Origin of the sequence: Enterobacter cloacae complex sp. 372C4, assembly GCF_050030615.1 — a bacterium.
GTDB classification, from domain to species: domain Bacteria; phylum Pseudomonadota; class Gammaproteobacteria; order Enterobacterales; family Enterobacteriaceae; genus Enterobacter; species Enterobacter intestinihominis.
This window is the reverse complement of sequence record NZ_JBLGUQ010000001.1, coordinates 1,359,494-1,379,928: the sequence shown is the minus strand read 5'-3', so window position 1 is coordinate 1,379,928 and position 20,435 is coordinate 1,359,494. Positions and strand designations below refer to the sequence as shown.

Annotated in this window: 21 protein-coding genes; 13 read left to right on the top strand and 8 right to left on the bottom strand. The window is 52.9% G+C overall.

Translation table 11 applies throughout. The features are described from left to right. The first annotated feature begins 14 nt into the window (after window positions 1-14). Window positions 15-287 carry a barstar family protein gene (locus tag ACQG11_RS06595; RefSeq protein ID WP_022649557.1) on the top strand — a complete coding sequence of 91 codons (273 nt, stop codon included), beginning with the start codon at window positions 15-17 and terminating at the stop codon, window positions 285-287. 59 nt (window positions 288-346) lie between these two features. Here ACQG11_RS06595 and yhcN read toward each other — a convergent pair whose 3' ends face one another. Then, the gene (gene yhcN / locus ACQG11_RS06590; RefSeq protein WP_006812160.1) at window positions 347-610 is read right to left on the bottom strand and encodes a peroxide/acid stress response protein YhcN; all 264 of its coding nucleotides are present in this window, start codon (window positions 608-610) and stop codon (window positions 347-349) included. Window positions 611-988: 378 nt separating this feature from the next. Next, complete coding sequence (gene argR / locus ACQG11_RS06585; RefSeq protein ID WP_003860428.1) at window positions 989-1,459, bottom strand: transcriptional regulator ArgR; 471 nt, start codon at window positions 1,457-1,459, stop codon at window positions 989-991. Window positions 1,460-1,856: 397 nt separating this feature from the next. Here argR and mdh point away from each other — a divergent pair, with 397 nt between their 5' ends. After that, window positions 1,857-2,795 carry a malate dehydrogenase gene (mdh, locus tag ACQG11_RS06580; protein ID WP_023298737.1) on the top strand — a complete coding sequence of 313 codons (939 nt, stop codon included), beginning with the start codon at window positions 1,857-1,859 and terminating at the stop codon, window positions 2,793-2,795. Window positions 2,796-2,846: 51 nt separating this feature from the next. Here mdh and degS read toward each other — a convergent pair whose 3' ends face one another. From degS to zapG, 3 genes are all read right to left on the bottom strand, one after another. Further along, on the bottom strand, window positions 2,847-3,914 hold the full coding sequence (gene degS / locus ACQG11_RS06575; RefSeq protein WP_003860430.1) for an outer membrane-stress sensor serine endopeptidase DegS: 1,068 nt from the start codon (window positions 3,912-3,914) through the stop codon (window positions 2,847-2,849). 92 nt (window positions 3,915-4,006) lie between these two features. Further along, entirely contained in the window at window positions 4,007-5,374 is a 1,368-nt protein-coding gene (gene degQ, locus ACQG11_RS06570) for a serine endoprotease DegQ (RefSeq protein ID WP_022649555.1), read from the bottom strand. A gap of 171 nt (window positions 5,375-5,545) precedes the next feature. Then, window positions 5,546-5,944 carry a Z-ring associated protein ZapG gene (gene zapG, locus ACQG11_RS06565; RefSeq protein ID WP_022649554.1) on the bottom strand — a complete coding sequence of 133 codons (399 nt, stop codon included), beginning with the start codon at window positions 5,942-5,944 and terminating at the stop codon, window positions 5,546-5,548. Window positions 5,945-6,133: 189 nt separating this feature from the next. On the opposite strand from zapG, the gene zapE reads away from it, so the two are divergent. From zapE to ACQG11_RS06510, 11 genes are all read left to right on the top strand, one after another. Then, window positions 6,134-7,258, top strand: a complete 1,125-nt coding sequence (gene zapE, locus ACQG11_RS06560; RefSeq protein WP_426728265.1) for a cell division protein ZapE — start codon at window positions 6,134-6,136, stop codon at window positions 7,256-7,258. A 347-nt stretch (window positions 7,259-7,605) separates the two neighbouring features. After that, a complete protein-coding gene (gene rplM / locus ACQG11_RS06555; RefSeq protein ID WP_003860434.1) occupies window positions 7,606-8,034 on the top strand; it encodes a 50S ribosomal protein L13 in 429 nt (142 codons plus the stop codon). A gap of 15 nt (window positions 8,035-8,049) precedes the next feature. Then, window positions 8,050-8,442: a 30S ribosomal protein S9 gene (rpsI, locus tag ACQG11_RS06550; RefSeq protein WP_003860436.1), complete on the top strand. Its 393-nt coding sequence runs from the start codon at window positions 8,050-8,052 to the stop codon at window positions 8,440-8,442. Window positions 8,443-8,749: 307 nt separating this feature from the next. Then, window positions 8,750-9,388 (top strand): stringent starvation protein SspA, encoded by a 639-nt coding sequence (gene sspA, locus ACQG11_RS06545; RefSeq protein ID WP_003860438.1) that lies wholly within the window; start codon window positions 8,750-8,752, stop codon window positions 9,386-9,388. A gap of 5 nt (window positions 9,389-9,393) precedes the next feature. Continuing rightward, the gene (gene sspB / locus ACQG11_RS06540; protein ID WP_032622090.1) at window positions 9,394-9,891 is read left to right on the top strand and encodes a ClpXP protease specificity-enhancing factor; all 498 of its coding nucleotides are present in this window, start codon (window positions 9,394-9,396) and stop codon (window positions 9,889-9,891) included. 269 nt (window positions 9,892-10,160) lie between these two features. Next, window positions 10,161-10,901 carry a DUF1120 domain-containing protein gene (locus ACQG11_RS06535; protein WP_022649551.1) on the top strand — a complete coding sequence of 247 codons (741 nt, stop codon included), beginning with the start codon at window positions 10,161-10,163 and terminating at the stop codon, window positions 10,899-10,901. Window positions 10,902-10,950: 49 nt separating this feature from the next. Further along, window positions 10,951-11,697, top strand: coding sequence for a DUF1120 domain-containing protein (locus tag ACQG11_RS06530; RefSeq protein ID WP_022649550.1), 747 nt, complete (start codon window positions 10,951-10,953; stop codon window positions 11,695-11,697). 147 nt (window positions 11,698-11,844) lie between these two features. After that, a complete protein-coding gene (locus ACQG11_RS06525; RefSeq protein WP_022649549.1) occupies window positions 11,845-12,516 on the top strand; it encodes a fimbria/pilus chaperone family protein in 672 nt (223 codons plus the stop codon). A gap of 24 nt (window positions 12,517-12,540) precedes the next feature. Then, window positions 12,541-14,928 (top strand): fimbrial biogenesis usher protein, encoded by a 2,388-nt coding sequence (locus ACQG11_RS06520; RefSeq protein ID WP_271075431.1) that lies wholly within the window; start codon window positions 12,541-12,543, stop codon window positions 14,926-14,928. Continuing rightward, a complete protein-coding gene (locus tag ACQG11_RS06515) occupies window positions 14,925-15,455 on the top strand; it encodes a hypothetical protein (RefSeq protein WP_022649547.1) in 531 nt (176 codons plus the stop codon). Before ACQG11_RS06520 ends, ACQG11_RS06515 begins: the two co-directional genes overlap by 4 nt. After that, window positions 15,452-16,156 (top strand): DUF1120 domain-containing protein, encoded by a 705-nt coding sequence (locus ACQG11_RS06510; protein ID WP_022649546.1) that lies wholly within the window; start codon window positions 15,452-15,454, stop codon window positions 16,154-16,156. Before ACQG11_RS06515 ends, ACQG11_RS06510 begins: the two co-directional genes overlap by 4 nt. 150 nt (window positions 16,157-16,306) lie before the next feature. On the opposite strand, the gene ACQG11_RS06505 is transcribed toward ACQG11_RS06510, so the two are convergent. The 3 genes from ACQG11_RS06505 to gltD all read right to left on the bottom strand — a co-directional run bounded on the left by ACQG11_RS06505 (window position 16,307) and on the right by gltD (window position 20,433). After that, window positions 16,307-17,587, bottom strand: a complete 1,281-nt coding sequence (locus tag ACQG11_RS06505; RefSeq protein WP_426728264.1) for a cytosine deaminase — start codon at window positions 17,585-17,587, stop codon at window positions 16,307-16,309. After that, window positions 17,577-18,827: a cytosine permease gene (gene codB, locus ACQG11_RS06500; protein WP_058677027.1), complete on the bottom strand. Its 1,251-nt coding sequence runs from the start codon at window positions 18,825-18,827 to the stop codon at window positions 17,577-17,579. The genes ACQG11_RS06505 and codB overlap by 11 nt, the downstream gene beginning before the upstream one ends. 187 nt (window positions 18,828-19,014) lie before the next feature. After that, window positions 19,015-20,433, bottom strand: a complete 1,419-nt coding sequence (gltD, locus tag ACQG11_RS06495) for a glutamate synthase subunit GltD (protein WP_032626441.1) — start codon at window positions 20,431-20,433, stop codon at window positions 19,015-19,017. Window positions 20,434-20,435: the final 2 nt, after the last annotated feature.

Sequence of the window (20,435 nt, the reverse complement as noted above, 5' to 3'; positions counted from 1 at the left end):
CCGGGTGGCTGGCAATGAAAATTTATACCTTTGATTTTGACGAAATTGATAGTCAGGAAGACTTCTACCGCGAGTTTATCCGGGCGTTCGACCTGGAGCGGGGCAGCGTAAACAATCTTGATATGCTGTGGGATGTGGTTACCGGCGACAGGCTGCCGTTACCGCTGGAGATCGAATTTACCCATCTGCCTGAAAAACTGCGCAGACGCTTTGGCGCATTGATTTTATTGTTTGATGAAGCGGAGGAGGAGCTGGAAGGGCAACTGCGTTTCAACGTGCGCCAGTGATAAAAAAGCCCCTGACCGGGAGGTCAGGGGCAAGTCGTATGATGAGATACGACGAGGGTTTATTTGTACAGTTCTGCGGTAGCGTGCCAGTGGTCGCCACTGCGCGCTTCGATGATGCGATAAGATGACGCACCCTGTTCTTCCGCTTTTTTGTTCAGCATTTCGTGCATGTCCATCGGAGAAGTACCGATGGCACCAACAGAAACGGTCCCGATAGCCTGACGGGATTGTGCCTGTTCGGCGTTAATAGTGTCGGCTGCAAACGCACCGAATGACAGGACTGACAGTACGCTCAGGGCAGCTACAGTGGTTTTAATTTTCATGATTATTTACCTCGTCAATTATTTTACTGGGGTCTTTGTTCTGTGACCCTCATCACAAAATCAAGTATACACTAATCACGCAAAAAATTAATACCAGACTAATGGTTTCGCCTGTTATTACGTGTTAAAAACATCATTTTTTATAACGGGAATGAATAAAAAAGGGCGTTACTCTGCAGGTGTTATGATTTTTTCTTATGTAAATCAATTGGATAGGTGGCTTTGATTTTTAGTGCGATTTTACGGCAGATCATTCACTGAATGAATGTTAACAGGCGGTAAAAAGCACTATTTGCAAAAGCAGCAGGCAGAGAAAAGCAGGGTAAAACGAGGCGGCAGCAGAATGATCCCCGCAGCCAGGCGCTACGGGGCAGAAGATTACAGTTCCTGTTCGAACAGGACCAGAATCGCTTCGTAGAGGTCTTTCACCGAGAAACCATTTGCCGGGGTCGTAAAAATGGTGTCATCGCCGGCGATGGTCCCGAGGATCCCCTCTGCTTTACCCAGTGAGTCCAGCAGGCGGGCAATCAGCTGGGCTGCACCCGGGCTGGTGTGGATCACGACCACGGCATCGTTATAGTCAATGTCCAGAACCAGGTTTTTCAGCGGGCTGGAGGTCGTTGGCACGCCAAGTTCAGCAGGCAGGCAATAAACCATCTCCATTTTGGCGTTGCGCGTACGCACTGCACCAAACTTGGTTAACATGCGGGAGACCTTCGACTGGTTGATGTTGTCGAAGCCTTGCTCCTGCAACGCCTGAACAATTTCTCCCTGAGAACTGAATTTCTCTTCTTTGAGTAGCGCTTTAAACGCTTTCACTAATTCTTCTTGCTTAGACGAGCTTCGCATAAGTCACCCGGAATATGACGATAGAAACAACATTATTATGCATGTGGATGAATTTTTATGCAAATTATCTACCTGGCACCAGGCTGAAATAATGTTATGAAAGGGAGAGATTTTAACAGATTTCGTTATCAGAAAACATGCCTGGGTCACGCCGCGCAAATAAGCTTAAAAGTAAATTAAATGTTATCAAAATGATGTTGTTTTGGTGGCGTGGCAGGGTGTATTGTAACCCCCTCTTAATTCGTTGTTGCCCACAGCCTGATAGCATTCGGGTGAAGGTCAAAGACGTGCGACCTCAAATTCTTTAGCGATGAAAATTGTAATTAATGACGTGCTGAATTATGGTCGCCGCAACGGAGTTACAGATACTTAAGTTAACCATAATAAGGAGTTTAGGATGAAAGTCGCAGTCCTCGGCGCTGCTGGTGGTATCGGCCAGGCGCTTGCCCTACTACTGAAAACCCAACTGCCTTCAGGCTCAGAACTCTCCCTGTACGATATTGCTCCGGTAACCCCAGGTGTGGCGGTTGACCTGAGCCACATCCCGACAGCTGTGAAAATCAAAGGCTTCTCCGGTGAAGATGCGCGTCCTGCGTTGCAGGGTGCCGATGTGGTGCTGATCTCCGCGGGTGTTGCACGTAAACCGGGTATGGATCGTTCAGACCTGTTCAACGTCAACGCGGGCATCGTGAAAAACCTGGTTCAGCAGATCGCTGAAACCTGCCCGAAAGCGTGCATCGGTATCATCACCAACCCGGTGAACACCACCGTTGCCATCGCAGCAGAAGTGCTGAAGAAAGCGGGCGTTTACGACAAGAACAAACTGTTCGGCGTAACTACGCTGGATATCATCCGTTCCAATACCTTCGTGGCTGAGCTGAAAGGCAAGCAGCCAACGGAAGTGGAAGTGCCGGTTATCGGCGGACACTCTGGCGTGACCATCCTGCCTCTGCTGTCGCAGATCCCGGGCGTGAGCTTCACCGAGCAGGAAGTGGCTGACCTGACCAAACGTATTCAGAATGCAGGCACCGAAGTGGTGGAAGCGAAGGCGGGTGGCGGTTCTGCAACCCTGTCTATGGGCCAGGCGGCGGCGCGTTTCGGCCTGTCTCTGGTTCGCGCGCTGCAGGGCGAGAAAAACGTGGTTGAATGCGCTTACGTAGAAGGCGACGGTGAACACGCGCGCTTCTTCTCTCAGCCGCTGCTGCTGGGTAAAAACGGCGTTGAAGAGCGTAAGTCTATCGGCACGCTAAGCGCGTTTGAGCAAAACGCGATGGAAGGCATGCTGGATACGCTGAAGAAAGACATCACGCTGGGCGAAGAGTTCGTTAACAAGTGATCTTGTCCCGGTAAAAAAAACGGAGCGCTAAGCTCCGTTTTTTTATGCCCGTCAGTTAGTGGCCGGGTATTCCTGGATGGTGACCTGAATCGTGAGCTTCTTGTCATTACGCATGACTTCTACGGGGATGATAGAGCCCGGTCGAATTTCCGCCACCTGGTCCATCGTTTCAAGCGCAGAGACCGCCGGCGTGCCGTTGACGGAAAGAATAACGTCGTTCACCTGGATACCTGCATTGGCCGCCGGGCCGCCAGGTGCCACTTCGTTGACCACAATCCCCTGGATCTGATCGATACCACCGCCCTGCGTATGCATCGGCGCGATTTCACGCCCGCCAATACCGATGTAGCCACGGATCACGCGGCCATCGCGGATCAGCTTGTCCATGATCTTGGTCGCCAGCTGGAACGGAATGGCAAAGCCAATCCCTTCCGGTGTTTCGCCATCGTTGCTCTTGTCGAAGGAGAGGGTGTTAATGCCCATCAGTTCGCCCAGAGAGTTCACCAGCGCACCGCCGGAGTTACCGTGGTTGATCGAGGCATCGGTTTGCAGGAAGTTCTGCCGCCCTGACGGGTTCAGTCCAATTCGACCTGTCGCGCTGATGATCCCCTGAGTGATGGTCTGGCCCAGGTTGTACGGGTTACCGATCGCCAGCACCACATCGCCGATGTGCGGCGTTCGTTTGCGATTAATCGGGATAGTCGGCAGACCGCCCGTGGCGTTGATCTTCAGCACCGCCAGATCGGTCAGGCTGTCCGACCCCACCAGCAGGGCTTCAAACACGCGGCCATCCTGCAAGGCGACGATAATCTGGTCGGCATCGTTGATCACGTGTTTATTGGTGATGATGTAACCCCGGTCATCCATGATCACACCGGAACCGAGCGTGCGGATCTCCAGCTGGTTATGAGCGGAACTGTTAAGCCCGCGGTTATAGACGTTAACCACGGCGGGGGCGGCACGGCGTACCGCCTGATTGTACGTTGCAGGCGTTTCATCCGTGCTGTCGAACTGAGGAGCCGACAGTTTGTTGAACTGGCGTAAAGATGGCATAGCCACCAGCAGCAGACCGGCAACGATCAAACCAATGACAATTGAACGAAAGAGCTTTAAAAGCATGATGCGTGTGTCGTTAAAAAAGGAACGGTTTGCAGCATAACATGAGTTATCCGGACATCACACGCAGCGGCGATGCCCGGAGTCGCAAATGGTTAACGCAGTAAAATGTAGAGGGTGTCGTTGCCACGGATAATTTGCAGGGCAATGACCGCCGGTTTACTCTCCAGCACCTTACGCATTTCGGCAATAGACTGCACGCGAGTGCGGTTCACGCCCACGATCACGTCGTCCTGATGTAAACCTGCCTGCGCGGCCGGGCTGCTCTTCTCAACGGCAGTGACAGAAATGCCTTTCGTGCCGTCTTTAAGCTGACCGTCGCTCAGCGTTGCGCCCTGTAGCGCCGGGGAGATCTGTTCTGCACTGGCGGAAGAGGAAGTGCTCTTGTCCAGTGTCACTTCCACGGTCAGCGGTTTGCCCTCGCGGATCAGGCCCAGCTTCACTTTAGCGCCAGGCTCCGTGGTGGCAATACGCGAACGTAATTCAGCGAAGCTGCTCAGCGGTTTATCGTTCAGGCTGACAATAACGTCACCGGATTTCACGCCCGCTTTCGCAGATCCTGAGTTGGGCAGCACTTCGCTGACAAACGCCCCGCGCTGGACGTTGAGCTTAAAGGCTTTGGCGATATCAGCGCTCATCTCCATGCCTTTAATGCCCAGCAGCCCGCGCTTAACCTCGCCAAACTGTATCAGCTGTTGAGACAGGGTTTTCGCCATGTTACTCGGAATGGCAAAACCAATTCCGATGCTGCCGCCGCCTGGTGCGAGGATAGCGGTATTAATGCCGATCAGTTCGCCGTTCAGGTTAAGCAGCGCACCGCCGGAGTTGCCCCGGTTGATGGAGGCATCGGTCTGGATGAAATTTTCCAGCCCTTCGAGATTTAGGCCGCTGCGCCCCAGGGCAGAGACAATCCCGGAGGTGGCGGTCTGCCCTAAACCGAACGGATTACCGACCGCGACGGCAAAATCACCCACGCGCAGCTTATCGGAATCGGCGATGGCGATCTGGGTCAGGTTGCTGGGGTTTTGCACCTGTAGCAGGGCGATATCACTCTGATCGTCACCGCCGATCAGTTTGGCGTCAAACTCCCGGCCATCGTTCAGCTGAACGCTGATTTTATCAGCCTGGCTGATCACGTGGTTATTGGTCAGGATATAGCCTTTGGCCGCGTCGATAATCACGCCCGAACCAAGGCCTTCAAACGGCTGAGCCTGCTGATCCGGCGCCTCTTCGCCAAAATATTTCTTCAGCTCTTCGGGAATACGCTGGCTTTGGCGTGCCGTCCCTTCCACCTGAACGCTGACTACCGCAGGCAGGACTTTTTCAAGCATCGGCGCAAGGCTGGGAATGGCTTCTTGTCCTGGCACCTGCGAAGGTAGTGCCGCACTGGCGGGGAAGGACGCCGAGAGAGATAACCCGACACTTAACGCTAAGGCGCTCAACAGCTGGTTTTTTTTCTTCATCGATGCTGACTCTCGTATCCTGGAATGAAAAAGAACGGCCCCAAAAACATCTTGATGTTATTGAATTTTCAACCGCTGAACAATGGAGGTGTTTGACTAAATAATAGCTGGGGACGGGAAGAAAGGACGGGCGCATAGGGTGCGCCCGTAAAATTTATTCAGGTTGTGCGATTAATCGCGTTTTACGCCACCGCGCAGCAGGCCGGACGCGCCGTCTGAATAGTCGCGTGGCATCTGAACCGGTGCCTGATCGTTACCGGCCTCAGAGTCCGCCAGACGATTGCGGAAGGGGTTGCTCTCCGCGGTCATTTCCGGCAGCAGGCTGCTGGAGCTTTTCGCCATGTGCTGGTAGAGCTGGCGATAATCTGTCGCCATGTTGTCCAGCAGCTCAGCGCTACGGGCAAAGTGGCTGACCAGCTCTTCGCGGTATTCTTCCAGTTCGGCTTTGTTCTTTTCCAGTTCGTATTGCAGTGACTGCTGCTGACGCAATTTGCGGTTACCGAAACGCATGGCCACAGCACCAATGATGATGCCGACGACTAAACCGATTAGCGCATATTCCCAGGTCATGAACTTCTCCCGTTGTCTTGTTGTTCCGTAGGGTGTTGGCTCGGCTCCTGCCTGTGCCTGATTATGCCACTATAACCGCTATTTCCGCAGAAGTGGAATCCTGACGTATCATCGCGTAGTGTAGAACGGCCTTTTTTTCATCAGCCACGCGCGCTGATGAGGTTTAACTAAAGGAATAACAATAACATCATGCAAAACCTGTCCCCATCATCGCGTTACCAACTCGCCCTGAGTGAGGGCACACACCAGCCGGATGATGTCCAGCGTGAAGCGGTAAACCGCCTGGACACGATTTACCAGGAGCTTCTGGCGAAACCCGCCGATGCGGTGCAGAGCAGTGGGCTGAAGGCGGCATTCGGCCGTTTACTGGGCAAAAAAGAGCCCACGGTAAACGCACCGGTTCGTGGCTTATATATGTGGGGCGGCGTTGGGCGGGGTAAGACCTGGCTGATGGACATGTTCTACCAGAGCCTGGCCGGCACGCGTAAGCAGCGTCTGCACTTTCACCGTTTTATGCTGCGGGTTCATGAGGAGTTGACGGCGCTCCAGGGCGAAACCGACCCGCTGGAAATCGTGGCGGACCGCTTCAAGGCGGAAACGGACGTACTCTGCTTCGACGAATTCTTTGTTTCCGATATTACGGACGCGATGCTGTTGGGGGGGCTGATGAAAGCGCTGTTTGCGCGTGGGATCACCCTGGTGGCGACCTCAAATATCCCGCCGGATGAGCTTTATCGCAACGGTCTCCAGCGGGCGCGTTTCCTGCCAGCCATAGATGCCATTAAGCAGCACTGCGACATCATGAATGTCGACGCTGGCGTCGACTATCGTTTGCGCACGCTGACGCAGGCGCACCTGTGGCTTTCACCGCTGAACGCCGACACAGCCAGCGAGATGGATAAACTCTGGCTGGCGCTGGCAGGGGCGCCGCGGGATAACGCACCAGCGCTGGAGATTAATCATCGTCCGTTGCCGACGCTTGGCGTAGAGAACCAGACGCTGGCCGTCTCGTTTGCAACGCTCTGCGTGGACGCCCGCAGTCAGCATGACTACATTGCGCTTTCGCGTCTGTTCCATACCGTTATGTTATGGGATGTGCCCGTCATGACCCCACTCATGGAGAGCGAAGCGCGCCGCTTCATCGCGCTGGTGGACGAGTTTTATGAGCGCCACGTCAAGCTGGTAGTCAGTGCCGAGGTGCCTTTATATGAGATCTATCAGGGCGAGCGCCTGAAGTTTGAGTTCCAGCGCTGCCTGTCGCGCCTGCAAGAGATGCAGAGCGAAGAGTACCTTAAGCGTGAGCATATGCCATAAATGCTACCCTCAGCCCCGTGGGTGAGGGGCTGTGGGTGAGGGCACCAGGCCTTAACAAACGCTACCCTCTCCCTGTGGGAGAGGGGCTGGGGGTGAGGGCACCAGACCGCACAGTACGCAACCCCGAAAAACCCATCCCAAATCACATTTAAGGGTCGATCTTTGACCTCAACTTCTCTATAATCTTGCGACCCCACGTTACGAGAAGGTTTTTTTCCCGAAACTTTCTATGTGTCGGCATGTGCTATTCGAAGGGGTAGGTTTGCCGGACTTTGTCGTGTGAACCTCAACTGACTAAACGTTTGGGTGTTCACCAACGTGTAACTTATTATTTGGGTAAGCTTTTAATGAAAACTTTTACAGCTAAACCAGAAACCGTACAGCGCGACTGGTATGTTGTTGACGCGACCGGTAAAACTCTGGGCCGTCTGGCTACTGAACTGGCTCGTCGCCTGCGCGGTAAGCATAAAGCGGAATATACTCCGCACGTTGATACCGGTGATTACATCATCGTTCTGAACGCTGACAAAGTTGCTGTTACCGGCAACAAGCGTACTGACAAAATGTACTACCACCACACCGGCCACATCGGTGGTATCAAAGAAGCGACCTTTGAAGAGATGATTGCCCGCCGTCCTGAGCGTGTGATTGAAATCGCGGTTAAAGGCATGCTGCCAAAAGGCCCGCTGGGTCGTGCTATGTTCCGTAAACTGAAAGTTTACGCAGGCAACGAGCACAACCACGCGGCACAGCAACCGCAAGTTCTTGACATCTAATCGGGATTATAGGCAATGGCTGAAAATCAATACTACGGCACTGGTCGCCGCAAAAGTTCCGCAGCTCGCGTTTTCATTAAACCGGGCAGTGGTAAAATCGTAATTAACCAGCGTTCTCTGGAACAATACTTCGGTCGCGAAACTGCCCGCATGGTAGTTCGCCAGCCGCTGGAACTGGTTGATATGGTAGAAAAACTGGATCTGTACATCACCGTTAAAGGTGGTGGTATCTCCGGTCAGGCAGGTGCGATCCGTCACGGTATCACCCGCGCGCTGATGGAGTACGACGAATCCCTGCGTTCTGAACTGCGTAAAGCTGGCTTCGTTACTCGTGACGCTCGTCAGGTTGAACGTAAGAAAGTGGGTCTGCGTAAAGCACGTCGTCGTCCACAGTTCTCCAAACGTTAATCTATTCTGCTTACGCAGAACGATTGGCGAAAAACCCGCTTCGGCGGGTTTTTTTATGGATAATGCGCAGGTTATCCACAGTAACATTTCATATATCTTCTCTTTTTCCACATTTCCGGCATCCCCTCACCACAAAGCCATCAAAATCTGGTAAACTATCATCCAATTTTATGCCCAAATATCGGTGAATACTCGATTTTTGTTCGATTCTTGAACAATGTGTTTTCTCTGGGATGGGCGATACATCATCTGGCTGGCCCCGTTGGGCTGGTAGCAGTAAAAATTCTGAATATACCTGGAGGTTTTCATGGCTGTCGCTGCCAACAAACGTTCGGTAATGACGCTGTTTTCTGGTCCTACTGACATTTATAGCCATCAGGTTCGTATCGTGCTGGCCGAGAAGGGTGTCAGTTTTGAGATCGAGCATGTGGAAAAGGATAACCCGCCTCAGGATCTGATCGATCTCAACCCGAGCCAAAGCGTACCGACGCTGGTGGATCGTGAGCTGACCCTGTGGGAATCCCGTATCATTATGGAATACCTGGATGAGCGTTTCCCGCATCCGCCGCTGATGCCTGTTTACCCTGTTGCGCGTGGTGAAAGCCGCCTGTACATGCAGCGTATCGAGAAAGACTGGTACTCGCTGATGAACGTTATCGTTAACGGTTCCTCTTCAGAAGCGGATGCTGCGCGTAAACAGCTGCGTGAAGAGCTGCTGGCGATTGCGCCGGTATTTGGTCAAAAACCTTTCTTCCTGAGCGATGAGTTCAGCCTGGTAGATTGCTACCTGGCACCGCTGCTGTGGCGCCTGCCAACCCTGGGCGTAGAATTCAGCGGTCCTGGCGCGAAAGAGCTGAAAGGCTACATGACTCGCGTCTTCGAACGCGACTCTTTCCTGGCATCCTTAACTGAACCGGAGCGCGAAATGCGTCTCGGCCGAGGCTAATGACTGTGGAAATGTCACAACTTTCACCACGCCGTCCGTATCTGCTGCGCGCCTTCTATGAATGGCTGCTGGATAACCAGCTCACGCCGCACCTGGTTGTGGATGTGACGTTGCCGGGCGTGCAGGTTCCAATGGAATACGCACGCGACGGACAGATTGTACTGAATATTGCGCCACGTGCAGTGGGTAACCTGGAACTGGCTAACGACGAAGTGCGCTTTAATGCGCGTTTCGGCGGCGTGCCGCGTCAGGTTTCCGTTCCGCTGGCTGCGGTTCTGGCTATCTACGCCCGTGAAAACGGTGCAGGTACCATGTTCGAACCGGAAGCGGCTTATGATGAAGAGGTCGCCAGCCTGAACGATGATGGGACATCCGATGAACGTGAAAGCGACACGGTAATGTCTGTGATTGATGGCGATAAACCCGACCATCACGACGACAATGACCCTGATGACGATCCGCCTCCGCGCGGTGGTCGTCCGGCACTCCGTGTCGTCAAATAAACTTCATAAAGCACAATATTTTTTCCGAACCTGCACAACTGTGCAGGTTTTTTTATTTTCTGCATAAAATTACTCTCTAAAAAACTTGTGTCTTTGCAAAAGATATCGGTCTATTAATTGGCATGGGATTAATCTTGTTGGGTTATTTTCTGTAGGACAGTTAAATTTATCTTCAATAATGTTTTATTTTAATTTGATTGTATCCGATATCACCCTGTGAAAATATATATGTGCGTTAACAAAAACGGATTTTCTTTTAAGGACAAATTATGAATATCACTTTTAAAAAATTATTTTCATCTGCTGCTATTTGTGCAGCCCTCGCCATGTCAAATGCACACGCGGCTAATGATGTGACGTTGAAAGTTATTGGTAATATCGTTCCTGGTTCCTGCGTACCCTCACTGCCAAACGGTGGAGTGGTAGATTATGGCACAATGCCAGCTTCTACCATCAATCCAACTGGCACGGCGAATACACTGGTTCAGTTGGGGGCTAAAAGTATTACTCTCACTATTACCTGTGACAGCGATACCAGCGTTGGGGTGACTTCTACGGATAACCGCCATGATACTCGTGTGGGCCTGGGGAGCGCCGCTTATATTGAAAATGGGTTTTTCGATAATGTAAATGCTAACGCTTCAGGAAACGCCTATGGCTTGGGTAAAACGAGTGCGGGTGTGAATATTGGCTCCTATGTCATTGCAGCAGATCCCGTTAATACAACAACAGATGGTGTTGTCGCTGATCTCATTGCAGCCACAGGTACCGATACATCAAATTATACCTGGGTAAAATCCAGTACGGGTGCTTTTGCACCAGTTAACAGTGGCACAGGCCAGACACGTGTCTTTACGGCTGCTGCATCGGGAACCACCACACCAAAAGCTTTTAAAGTTATGAATATGCCGTTACGCATTACAACTGCGCTTCAGGACAACACTGTATTGGGTACAGGCGATACTATCACGCTTGACGGTAATGCCACGCTGAGCCTTGTTTATCTTTGATATTCGTTATTGCTAAATGCTGTAGAAAATAAATCGGGAAATGAAAATAATGGAATTTAAAAAAGTACTCTCGGCAGCAACCGTCGCCGTAGCCTTCGGTTTATCCGCTTTTGCTGCCCAGGCCGCTAACGATGTTACGCTGAAAGTTGTCGGTACGATTAACCCGGCTGCATGTACGCCGACCCTGCCTGATGGCGGCGTTGTAGATTATGGAACGGTACTGAACCAAAATATTGCACCGACCGGTGCGACAAACAAGCTGGTACAATTGGGGCAGAAAAGCATCACGCTAAATATCAGTTGCGAAAGCAACATGAGCGTTGCTTTTACCTCCACCGATAACCGCCTGGACAGTCGCGTTAACCTGTCTTCAACCGCGTTTATCGCAGGTAGCGGTACGGATAAATCAGACTTCAGCAACACCGCTGGTGCCTTTGGTCTGGGTAAAACCACCGCTGGCGTGAGCATTGGTGCTTACACCGTTGCCATCAATACTGAAGCGGTCACAGCGGATGGCGCGAATGTTGACACCCTGGTAACAGGGAGCATCACTGAAGGTCAGCGTTCCTGGGAGAAAGTTGCGCCAGGCCTGGGTTACCTCTGCTCGCTTAATGGCTGCACGGGCTACCAAAAAGCGAATACCGTAGCAACAGCCGGTACCACGCAGCCAAAAGCCTTCAAACAGCTTAGCGTGCCGTTGCTGGTTACCTCTGCAGTGCAGGATAACTCGGTATTAGGTACGACTGACGTAATTACGCTGGACGGTAACGCAACCATTAGTCTGGTATATCTCTAATAATTTAACGCTTAATTAACGTGGCAATGGTTAGAGTATTTAAAAGCCATTGTCACGCTTTTTTTGCATTAAAATAGCTTTCTCTGCCGCAAGAATAATAAAAATAATGCCGGTATGATTTTTATTTATTTATGTGAGTGGAAAGTCATGAAGAAAATTTTATATCTTGCGTTGTTGGCTGTAGCGACAAAGTGTTGTGCCACCGGTATGGTTCCAGAAACATCGGTTTTATTAGTCGATGCACAAAAAGGCGAAGCCAGTATGAATGTTAAAAATACGGATTCGCAACCTGCATTGCTTTATACAAACATTGTAGATTTACCTGATAGCGATAAATCTATTCGTTTAATCGTTTCTCAACCTGTAGTCCGTGTCGACGCCGGGGAAACACAGCGAATGCGTTTTCTGCTGCAAACCAGCAAACCCATGAAGTATGAAGAACTTAAACGCGTCACGTTCGAAGGCATTCCTCCAAAGGAGAAAGGAGAAGATAAAGTTGCGTTGACTATCCGCCAGGATCTTCCTGTTGTAATTCATCCTGCGGGTCTACCTGAGGAGACGCAGCCATGGAAATTTTTGACATGGAACAAAAAGGGAGATGGCCTGGTTATCAACAATCCCAGCGATTACGTTGTTCGTATAACGGCATCCTTTAAAACATTACCCTCAGGAAAAGCGGGTGTGCTGGATAAGACCTACATCCTTCCTCACACCTCGATAAAAACAACATTACCAAATTTCTCTGATAATAAAGTTGAATTCTATCCGGCGAGTCGTTACGGCTATAAAGGGGATCGCTTTACTACAGATTTGAAGTAAGCCTCTATAAGGACAGCAAAGGATATGCAGCAAAAAACGTTACTCGCCTGTCTCATTGGCCTGGTCTGTTCTGGCCAGGCGATGGCTCAGCAGATGGAGACTGCTGCCATTAATTTTGATCAGGAAACGCTTCGTTCACTGGGGATAAACCCGGACGTATCAAATTATTTCTCCCGCAAGACGAAGTATTTACCGGGTAGCGTTTCCGTCGCTCTGAAGGTGAATGGTGATAATAAAGGCAACGTTATTGCTCGTTTCGACAACAACGGCGATCTCTGTTTCGACAAACCTTTTATGGAGCAGGCAGGATTAAAAGTTCCCTCTGACTATGAGTCCGGCTGCTACGATTATACCGGTCATATCCCGAGCGCTATTGTGGAGGCTTCGCCTGCGCAAGAATCTCTAAGTCTGGTTGTACCGGCGGATCGGGTAGCAAACAGCGAATCGGATATCGGAGCTTATACTTCCGGTGGCACTGCTGCGCTGTTGAATTATTCTCTTCTCTCCTCGCGCAATGAGTTTGGTGACGGGCACTCTGACTATTCACAGGCCATGCTGGACGGTGGGGTCAATTTCGACGACTGGATCTTACGTACACAGCAACTGCTGAGCCGGAGCGACGGAGAATTTGAAAGTAATAACTCATCGACCTATTTGCAGCATACCTTTGTCCCCCTGAAAAGTACCCTACGGGCGGGCGAGGTCAATATCAATAACTCCCTTCTTCAGGGTACGGGAATCTATGGTATCGAGCTTTCACCGGAGAGCGCCTTACAACAGGGGGGTAGCGGAGTGAGCGTGTCCGGTATCGCCAATACGCCTCAGGCCCGTATTGAAGTGCGTCAGCAAAATGTTCTGGTGTACAGCACACTGGTACCGGTCGGGCCGTTTAATCTCACCGATGTGCCGGTACGTAACGGCGTTAGCGATCTGAACGTGACGGTAGTGGAAACCGATGGCAGCCAGCACAGCTATGTGGTGCCCGCAGCGCTGTATAACCAGAGCGCAGGGGCGCCTTCAGGATATCACTTCGCGCTGGGACGAGTGAGCGATAGCTATAGTGAAACGCCATGGGTAGCCAGCCTTTCTGGAGGCTGGAAACTAAGCGAACGGGTGAATTTCAACGCAGGCTCAATCGTAGGCGAAGATTACCAGGCTGTCGCCACCAGCCTTGATACAGTGCCGCTACCAGCCTGGCTTGTTTCACTCCAGGCGAACCAGTCCAACGATTCGAAAGATTCACTGAAAGGGCAGAGGTACACGCTATCGGCAACATGGAGTTCTGACCCCGCATTTGGCATGGGGGCTAACGCCTCTGTTACGCATAAATCGCAAGACTATCGCGAACTTTTTGAAGCACTGGATGATGATTTCGACAGCGGTAATAAAAATGAGTATTCCGCCGGGCTGACCTGGAGTGTGCCCTACTTAGGCACGCTTAGCACCAGCTACTACCAAACGCAGGGTTATGATAAGTCAGATGATTCCCGCTTCATCTCTGCGGGTTGGAACAAGTCATTCAAGTACGCCACGATTTCCATGAACTGGCAACATCAGTTGAGTGCAGATGAGGAGAATGAGGATGATGGCGATCTGTTCTACGTCAACCTCAGTATTCCTTTTGGTGCCAGCAATAGCGTTAGCCTGTACAGCCGTCATGATGACCATAAAACGCGGTATGGCGCCTCTGCGCTTGGCGTTGTAAGTGATACCACATCCTGGTCGCTGGGAGCTGAACACGATCAGGCCACGAATCGCGATAATGTAAACGGTGGGATAAGCAGCAACCTTCACTATACGCAGCTTGGCCTGAGCGCCAGTTCGGATAACGAGAATAGCCGCAGCTATTCAGGATCGCTACAGGGGGGCATCGCGGTTCATGGACAAGGCGTTACGTTCTCTCCATGGGCGATCCGCGACACGTTCGCGATCGCTGCTCTGGATAAACCCGTCTCCGGTGTGAGGATTGACACGCCCCAGGGGCCGGTATGGACCGACTTCCGTGGTCAGGCAGTGGTACCGTCAGTGGGAGCCTGGCGCCCAGCGCGGGTAGAAGTGGATACGGAAACATTGCCGAAAAATATGGATATCGGGAATGGAACCCGTGTCGTCACGCTTGGCAAAGGAGCGGTAGGGCATCTTGATTTTACTGCGTTAACCCAGCGACGTGCACTGGTGAACGTTACCCTGGCAAACGGTAAAAAGCTGCCGAAAGGGATCGCCCTTGAGGATTCGCACGGAAATTATCTTACGACCTCAGTGGATGACGGCGTGGTCTTTTTTAACGATGTTGAACCTGCTCAACAGGTGGTGGCAAAACTGGATAACGGCACCTGTGCATTTGGTCTGAAGCTTCCGAAAGAGGCAAATACCGATACATTCTATGAAACTGTCAATGAGGTGTGTAAATGAAGGCGCTTTTTTTAGCCGTGTGCGCAATGGCGTTTTCTCTGCATGCTATGGCTGACTGCCAGTTAGTATCAAGCCAGCAAAAACTCAGCTATGGCCGTATGAGTGCCGCAGAGCGCCAGGCGGAAGGGAACAGGTTGATTGAGATGCCGGAGAAACAGATTGTCCTGAACGTGATATGCGATGAACCGTCGCGTATTCGTCTCTTTCTGGGCAGTAACGTACCGAAAGGGCATGAATTTGGTTTTGGTGATAACGGCGTCATGCGCGTTACTGCCGCGCAGGCAACGGTGGACGATCGTACAGTCAATCTGGCGGCTATCCATGCCGGCGACCCGTGGGTTACCAATGGCGGCGTGAGAGAGATCGCGCCAGCGCTTAACGAAGGGATTGCGTTTATCAACGGTCAGGAGCTGCGGGGAAAAACGGCGTCTGTCACGCTTACCATCAAACCGCGCTTCAAAAGTAACCATATTACGGACAGAGAAGTGTGGCGCGGAAATTTACGCGTAAGGATGGATGTACAATGAAAAAGCGTATAGCGCTATTACTCTGCGGAATGTCTGCCGCGTCAGCGGTATGGGCAACTGATACGGTCAATATTGATGTGGATGTCACCGTTGACGCTGCCGCCTGTACACCGGCGTTGAGCAATGGCGGTGTGGCAGATTTCGGCACGCGCTATGCGGGGTCGCTCTCCTCCAGCGCATTCACACAGCTTGGTACTCGCGATCTTACACTATCGGTGACGTGTGAATCTTCTACGGGAGTTGCGATTACCGCGCGTGATACCCGCGCCAGTTCCGTGGTCGTTGGCAAAGATAAATCCGGGCAAGAAGGGGTAAAATTCCAGATAAATAACGGTGCCTATGTGCGTGATACGACCCGCCTGTTTGGTTTAGGATTGACCAGCGAGCAGAAGCCGATTGGCAGTTATGGGGTGCAAATTAACGCGGCAGGCGTGACGGCAGCCGACGAAAGTGCCGCTGTTCAGGTGGAGATCGCCGGGGCCGCGACCAAAAATGGTCCATGGACGCGCACGACGCTATTGCCCTTGCCGACCCAGCAGGACTTTTTCTATACGTTTGTGCAAAAAGGCACGGATATTCCGCAGCCGATCTCATCGGCGGTTGTTCCGCTACAGGTGAGTGCCGCAGTCGCCAACGGGCTTGGCAGCGGGCAAGAGATCAAGTTGGACGGCGAGGCGGTGATTACGCTGGTCTATTTATAATCTCTTTTCTGTAAAAGAATATCGAAAATAGACACGCCAGTTCACCGCTGGCGCCGCGCTTACCAGGTCTGCAAAGAGGCTGCGATTTGTAGACCTGATAAAGCGTAAACAGGCTGATACGTCTCCGGATGAGATTTCCTGAAGCGATAATTACCGTTTAAAGGTTACCGCTTCCGGCTGCGTCAGATGCAGCGTTGTCTGGCTGGGTACCGTCTCGGCGATAACCCGCCCGTGACGAACAGAATAACGCGCAGGCGTCTGGCGACGAACCGCATCAAAGCCATTTTCGGCCGGTAAAACAACCAGGTTCGCAGAATTACCCACCTTCACGCCGTAGTCCTGCAGGTTGAGCGTTTTCGCGCTGTGGGTGGTGATCAGATTCAGCCCGTCGTTAATCTGCCCGTACCCCATCAGCTGGCAGACGTGTAAACCCATATGCAGCACCTGCAACATATTGGCGGTGCCCAGGGGATACCACGGATCGAAAACGTCATCATGCCCAAAGCAGACGTTGATCCCCGCCTCCAGCATCTCTTTCACGCGCGTTACGCCGCGGCGCTTAGGATAGGTGTCGAAGCGGCCCTGAAGGTGGATGTTCACCAGCGGATTGGCGACGAAGTTGATGCCCGACATTTTCAGCAAACGAAACAGGCGGGACGCGTAGGCGCCATTATAGGAGTGCATCGCTGTGGTATGGCTGGCGGTAACGCGCGCGCCCATCCCGTCACGGTGCGCCAGCGCGGCGACGGTTTCCACGAAGCGCGACTGTTCATCATCGATTTCGTCGCAGTGTACGTCGATCAGCCTGTCGTACTTCTGCGCCAGTGCGAAGGTTTTGTGCAACGACTCCACACCATACTCGCGGGTAAATTCAAAGTGCGGAATTGCGCCAATAACGTCCGCCCCCATACGCACCGCCTCTTCCAGCAACGCTTCACCGTTGGGATAAGAAAGAATGCCCTCCTGGGGGAACGCCACGATTTGCAGATCGACCCACGGGGCGACCTCCTGCTTCACTTCCAGCATCGCTTTCAGCGCCGTCAGCGAGGGATCGGAGACGTCAACGTGAGTACGCACATGCTGAATGCCGTTGGCCATCTGCCACTTCAGCGTCTGCATTGCGCGGGTCTTAACATCTTCGTGGGTGAGCAGCGCCTTACGTTCAGCCCAGCGCTCAATCCCCTCGAATAAGGTACCAGACTGGTTCCAGCTCGGTTCACCAGCCGTTTGAGTGGTATCCAGATGGATATGCGGCTCAACGAAAGGGGGAATGACCAGCCCGCCTTCAGCATCAAGCACCTGGCCCGCAGGTGACGATGCCTCGTCCTGCGGTTCAATACGGCTAAAGCGCCCGTTTTCAATTGCGATCTGCCATAACCCCTCTTGCCCCTGTAAACGGGCCTGACGAATGGTGAGGGTATTATTCTGCATGGGGAGCCTCCGGGGCGGTAGCAAAGGTACGTCTGACTAAGGGGGTTAACAGAAGGTAGCTGAATACGCCGCCGAGGACCGCATTCACCGGCACTATACCGGGAATAATATTCCCGGCAGCCACGCCGAGCGCGACCGAAAGAATGGCTACCCAGTTGACCGGCACAAAGGTAGCGCTATGGAAGCTGGCGTAGCGGCGGCGGTTGATCAGATAGTCGGCGATAATCACCCCACCGACGGGAGGGATCGCCGCCGACAGAAAGGTGAGCCAGCCGACAAAGTTATTGTACAGCCACAGCGCGCAGAGCGTGCCGATAATACCGTTAACCACCGACAGCGTGCGGCTGGAAAGGCCGGTCACGTTGGCAAAGCCCAGACCCGACGCATAGAGCGCGTTGTCGTTGGTTGTCCAGATGTTCAGGCCGAGAACGATAATGGCGGGCAGCAGTAGCCCCTGAGCGATCATCACGTCCGAGATATCCGCCTGTCCAACTGCCGCGGCGCCTGCCGCACCGAAGATAAACATCAGCGAGTTGCCAAGGAAAAACGCCACCATTGCCACCACCACGGCGCCTTTCGCGTTACGCCCAAAGCGGACGAAGTCGGCGGTCAGCGTTCCGGCGCTGATGAAGGAGCCGACGACCAGCGCCAGCGCGCCTGAAAAATTGAGCGGGGTCTGTGGCACCATCGCTTTTAAATGATCCAGCCCGCCCACGCCGTGCACCGCCAGCCAGACGGAGTAGCTGCCGAGGATAACTATCGCGGGAACGGCGATGATCGACAGAATCGTCAGTGCTGAGATACCAAAGAAGATGGTCATGGTCATCAACAGACCGGATACCGCGATCAGGATATTGACGTCGATGCCCGTGGCTTTACTCACCGGGATGGCAAACATCGCTACGCCGACGCCAAACCATCCTACCTGCGTACCGCCTAAAAGCATGGAGGGAAGCCAGGAACCTTTTATACCGAACGAGTAACGCGCAAGAAGATGGGTTGAGAGGCCGGTTTTTGCGCCAATGTAGCCAAGAAAAGCAGTGTAAATACCGAGGAGGAGATTGCCGAAGAGAACTGCGAGGAAGAAATCATTATAGGAAAGACCGGTACCGAGCGTACCTCCGGTCCACATACTGGCGGAAAAAAAGGTTAACCCTAACATCACAAAAGTGAGTGGAATCACGCCTTTCCGCGCCGCCAGAGGGACGGGGCCCTGGCTATAATTGTTATCTTGCGACACAACGCCTCCTTGAATTTTGGCCAAAAAATCCGCCGCATAATATACAGTTTTTACATGAAAGCAAACGTTTACGTCAGGGTTTGCGCTGCTTTTTTGCTTAAAAAGGTATCATTAACTTAAGGGCAGGCTACTGAAAACAGGCTCCCCAGCGTTCCGCTTTATGCTTCTGCCGGGGAGTCAGAGGGGCTTACACTTCCAGGAAGTTCATGATCCCGTCAGCCGCTTTACGGCCTTCGGCAATCGCCGTGACCACCAGGTCAGAGCCGCGAACGATGTCGCCACCGGCGAAGATTTTCGGGTTGCTGGTCTGGAACGCGTTGTCGCTGCCTTCCGGCGCAATTATGCGGCCCTGAGAGTCCAGCTCTACGCTGTGCTTCGCCAGCCACTCCATGCTGTGAGGACGGAAACCAAACGCCATCACCACGGCGTCAGCCGGGATCACGTGTTCAGAACCGGCCACGATCTCCGCGCGACGACGGCCTTTCGCATCCGGCGCGCCCATCTCCGTGCGCGCCATCTTCACGCCGCTCACTCTACCGTTGGCATTCACCTCAATACCCAGAGGCTGGATGTTGAACTGGAACTCCACGCCCTCTTCACGCGCGTTTTTCACTTCGCGCTTAGAGCCCGGCATGTTCTCTTCGTCACGACGGTAAGCACAGATGACGTGCGCCGCGTTCTGACGAATGGAGGTACGCACGCAGTCCATCGCGGTATCACCGCCGCCCAGCACCACCACGCGTTTGCCTTCCATGCTGACGAACGGCTCATCGGCGGTCTCACCATAGCCCATGATCTGCCTGGTGTTGGCAATCAGGAACGGCAGCGCGTCGTACACGCCCGGCGCATCTTCGTTCTCCAGGCCACCGCGCATGGACTGATAAGTACCCACGCCCAGGAACACGGCGTCGTAATCCTTCAGCAGGTCGTCGAGCTGCACGTCACGGCCCACTTCCACGTTCAGTTTGAACTCAATGCCCATGCCGGTGAAGATTTCGCGGCGGCGGGTCATCACCTCTTTCTCCAGCTTGAAGGCCGGGATACCGAAGGTCAGCAGGCCGCCAATCTCCGGGTGGCGATCAAAGACCACCGCTTTCACGCCGTTACGGGTCAGCACGTCCGCACAGGCAAGGCCTGCCGGGCCCGCGCCAATAATCGCCACGCGCTTGTCGGTTTGACGCACGCCGGTCATATCCGGACGCCAGCCCATTTCGAACGCTTTATCGTTGATATAACGTTCGATGTTGCCGATGGTCACCGCGCCAAACTCGTCGTTCAGCGTACAGGAGCCTTCACACAGACGATCCTGAGGGCACACGCGGCCGCACACTTCCGGCAGGGTGTTGGTCTGATGAGACAGCTCGGCGGCTTCAAAAATACGCCCTTCGTTGGCCAGCTTCAGCCAGTTCGGGATGTAGTTATGGACCGGACACTTCCATTCGCAGTAAGGGTTACCGCAGGACAGGCAGCGGTCTGCCTGTGCTTTGGCCTGGCCTTCTGAAAACGGCTCGTAGATTTCAACAAATTCAATTTTACGGATCTTCAGCGGTTTCTTTGGCGGATCAACACGCTGAAGGTCGATAAACTGGTAAACGTTCTGGCTCATCT